This is a genomic window from Streptomyces sp. NPDC048434, assembly GCF_043200375.1.
In the GTDB taxonomy this organism is placed as follows: Bacteria; Actinomycetota; Actinomycetes; order Streptomycetales; family Streptomycetaceae; genus Streptomyces.
Genome location: NZ_JBICXQ010000081.1, coordinates 1 through 3,722, shown reverse-complemented (window position 1 = coordinate 3,722; position 3,722 = coordinate 1). Strand labels below are relative to the sequence as shown.

Below are 3,722 nucleotides of genomic sequence, written 5' to 3'. Positions count from 1 at the left end.
TGCCATGCATAACCTGTTTCTGTGGTATCAGCCAGGCGATGTGGTCCGGCCAGCAAAGTTGCACCGCCGAACTCAGACCGACCTGACTACTCAGCCGTAACCGTTGGCCCCGCGGTCGATCACCGCGGAGACGTCCGCCCGCTGGTGTCGTTGGGTGACGAGGAAGGGCGTGTCGGGCCGGTTGGACAGGGTGCGCAGCTGGTCCAGTGCGGTGGTGTCGATGGTGCCGAAGCCGTGACGGCGGCGTCGGACTCGTGGGTTCTCCCGGGTGGGACTTCCTGGATGCGGTGGTCGAGCGGTAAGGAGCTGACGAGTCCCGGGTGGACCACGGCGTCGGGTGAGTGGACCGCCACACACACGTTGCCGGTGAGTATCTGCTGGGGCATTTTTCGCCTCCCCGTCGGAAATCGCCCATGAGGGACGAGGCGATGATCGTGCCACGTGCCTTTCGGCCATCGGCTTTCTGGATGGCTCGATTACTTAAGGACAGGGAAACCTGGCACGAAGAGCGGGAGCAGGGACCGGGCGGGTGGGACAAACGGGCAAGGTTGCCGGCGGGTGCTTGCCGCGGAGGGTCCCGCCCCGCATCATGAGGTGCTCAAGACCACGTCGCTACCTGGGCTTTCACCCCGTTCGGGACGTCCTTCGCGAGGCCCGCGCGCCGCGGGCCCACCTCCCCGCGGCACGGTCGCGGCGGCGACGCCGACCCGACCACTCAGGCAGGACGCTGTGGGGCGACCGCGCCGTGACGGCCTTCGCCGCCCCTTGGCATCAGGCTGAGGGCGGGGCGGCATCGGACCGCTGTCATTCCCCGGATTCGCATCCGCAGGGGAGTCGCCCGTTCCCAGGTGGGGCGGGCAGCCCTGCTGCGGCGCCCCTACGGCCACCGGTCCCGGCGTGACGCGCCGGTGTCTCGTCACGACGTGCAAGACCACACGTCCAGCAGGTGCAGGCCCTGGGAGGGAGGCTGTTCTACGCCCTCCCGAAGGGGGGAAGACCCGCACCGTGTCATGCCCGCCTCGGTGGCTGCGGAGCTGAAGCATCACGGCGAGCGCTATCCGCCGGTCGAGGTGGAGCTCCTTTGGGGAGAGCCGGCCGAGGAGAGGCCACGCAAGACATCCGATGTCCGGCGCACTCCGTCCTCGTGAGTGAGGACGCGCACGTCCACACAAGGAGGCAGGGATGTCCCGACCGACCTACACCGTGAGAGGAACCACCATGGTCGCGCACCTGTGCGACGGAACCGGCATGTCGCTTCCGCCCTCACGTTCCCACTGTCGTGGTTCCGGCCGGCCGATCTCGTGGTCCGTGTTGTGGTACTCCACGATTGTGCTGGTCACGAGCGTCAGATGAGGGTGAAAAGCCTCCGACCGCCTCTGACCCCACAGAAGTGGCGGGGTCGCGGACAGGAGGCAGGGTGCTCAACTCAATCCGGATGACAGACGTCGGTACGGCAGATGGCACCGCCGTGCCGCCGGCTCGTTCTCCCGTGGCGGTGCACGGCCGCCTGGTGAAACAGCGTCAGTCGCTGTGCTGGTTACGTCTGTCGTACCTCGTGACGGCGTGGACGAAGCACCCCGAGGACGAACACCGACTCAACTCCGCGGTGTTGGCCAGTCTGATTCTCGGAGAGGTGTTTCCCGCCACCGAACTGCTCGGCCCTCTCGGCTCTCTCGGCGCCCTGGGCCTCTCGCCCCTGGCCGAACTTCAAGCACCAGCGGCGCACGGTCCCGTAGAAGACGGTCTCGCCGCGCTGGAGCATCAGCTCCTCGACCTGGCGGAAACTGAGCGGGAACCGGAAGTACAGCCACACGCAGTGCGCGATGTTCTCCACCGGGTGGCGGTGGTCCGTGTACGACGGCGACGCGCTCTCCATGACAAGCCCCTCCCGCCAGGACCAACCCGAAGATCATCTCACTCACCGGTCAACGTGACAGCACCCTTCGGCACCTTCCTGGCCGATGCCAGACGGTGGACCACCGCCTGCTCGCTCTCATCACGTCCCAGCGCTCGCCCCCAAGTGCCGCACCCGCCCTGCCGCCTGCAGTTGTACTCACCGAAAGCGGAACCTGGCACCAAGCCCATGGCGGAGATCGTCATGTTTGTGTCCTTGCCGCCAAATGGCACGGCGGGCCATGCTGATCAGGTGACACAACGGCGCGTCGTCTTCCTTGTCTATCCGGGGTTTCAGGTGCTGGACCTGGCGGGACCGTATGAGGTGTTCGCGCAGACGGAACGGTGGGTGCCCGAGGATGAGGCCTATGCCGTTGAGATCGTCGCGGGCCGGGCCGGAGCAGTGCGGGCCTGTCACGGGATCGACGTTACGGCCGGCAGTGGCGTCCAGCAGTGTGAGGGACCGCTGGACACGCTGGTGGTCGTCGGTGGACCGGGCGATCGGGAGGCGGTGGACGATGAAGAGCTTGTCGGCTGGCTCAGGGCGGCGGCCGGCCGGGCCCGGCGGGTCGCTTCCGTGTGTACGGGCGCGTTCCTGCTCGCGCGGGCCGGGCTGCTCGACGGACGGCGCGCGGTGACGCACTGGGCGGCCTGCGAGCGACTGGCCCAAGAGCACCCGGACGTCACGGTCACCCCGGACCAGATCTTCGTACACGACCGGGCGGTGTGGACCTCCGCCGGAATCACGGCGGGGATGGACCTGGCGCTCGCCATGGTCGAGGAGGACCACGGGCCCGAGGTCTCCCGGGCCGTCGCGCGGATGCTGGTGATGTTCGTCCAACGCCCGGGCGGCCAAGCACAGTTCAGCACCCAGCTCGCCGCGCAGCGGCCCACGCGTAAGCCGCTGCGGGACGTTCAGGCATGGGTCACCGACCACCTCGCTGACGACCTGACCGTCCGGGTGCTCGCCGAACGGGCCGGTATGAGCGAGCGCAACTTCACCCGGGTCTTCCGCGCCGAGACCGGACTCACCCCGGCCGCCTACGTGGAAACCGTCCGCATCGAGGCTGCCCGGGCCCTACTGGAGACGACGGACACCACCATCGACGCGATCGCCCGAGTCTGCGGGTTCGGCTTCGCCGAGACTCTGCACCGCCGCTTCAGACGCACCCTGGGCGTCACGCCGGGGCAGTATCGCCACCACTTTTCCAGGGCACGGTGAAGGAGCGCCTGGGCCTGGCCGTCGCGGTGAGACGCCCGAGTGCCACCGGCACGTCTCCTTGGGCGCCTTCGGGCACTGCGGTTTGTGGAGCACGGTCAGCCCTCCACTGACCCGGACGCCGACCTGGTCGTGGGACTGCACGTCAACGGCCGGACCCGGCACGAACAGCACATGGAGCGCACGTTCCGGGTCAGCGACGCGGTACACCACGACCTCGGTCTCATCCAGCCGCGCACACCGCACCCTTCCTCCCGTTCCCCGTCCCGGTACACCGCTGATCGGAGCAGTCTCGATGAACGACACCACGTTGGCGGAGTTCTCCCCGCCCCGGAATGCAACGGTGGTTGGGCATCCGTGGGACTGGAAGTCGAAGGCGGCCGAACACGCGCCGGGTCCGGCCCCGGCCGAGTCGGCACGGCTCCAGCTGCCGCGCGGGCTCATGGACCTCACCGGGCGACGGTCGGCGACAGCCGAGCTCTTGGAGGTGCTTGGCGACGCAGCGAACGATTACAGCTGAGTAGTCAGGTCGGTCTGAGTTCGGCGGTGCAACTTTGCTGGCCGGACCACATCGCCTGGCTGATACCACAGAAACAGGTTATGCATGGCA

The 3,722-nt window shown here is 68.0% G+C and carries 2 protein-coding genes and 2 pseudogenes; 3 read left to right on the top strand and 1 reads right to left on the bottom strand.

The window, feature by feature from the left end; all coding sequences use genetic code 11:
• Nucleotides 1–1,435: 1,435 nt before the first annotated feature.
• A pseudogene (locus ACGFWI_RS38865) lies at nt 1,436–1,600 on the top strand (hypothetical protein); the annotation flags it as partial.
• A 24-nt stretch (nt 1,601–1,624) separates the two neighbouring features.
• Here the strand turns inward: ACGFWI_RS38865 and ACGFWI_RS38860 are convergent.
• Nucleotides 1,625–1,876, bottom strand: a pseudogene (locus ACGFWI_RS38860) (IS6 family transposase); the annotation flags it as partial.
• A 270-nt stretch (nt 1,877–2,146) separates the two neighbouring features.
• Here ACGFWI_RS38860 and ACGFWI_RS38855 point away from each other — a divergent pair.
• Together ACGFWI_RS38855 and ACGFWI_RS38850 are read left to right on the top strand one after the other, a co-directional pair.
• Nucleotides 2,147–3,115, top strand: coding sequence for a GlxA family transcriptional regulator (locus ACGFWI_RS38855; protein WP_393910783.1), 969 nt, complete (start codon nt 2,147–2,149; stop codon nt 3,113–3,115).
• 292 nt (nt 3,116–3,407) lie between these two features.
• Entirely contained in the window at nt 3,408–3,632 is a 225-nt protein-coding gene (locus ACGFWI_RS38850) for a hypothetical protein (RefSeq protein WP_393910782.1), read from the top strand.
• Nucleotides 3,633–3,722: the final 90 nt, after the last annotated feature.

Excerpts from the sequence above, each read along its gene's own strand:
- ACGFWI_RS38850 (WP_393910782.1), top strand. The coding sequence starts at position 3,408 with ATGAACGACACCACGTTGGCGGAGTTCTCCCCGCCCCGGAATGCAACG.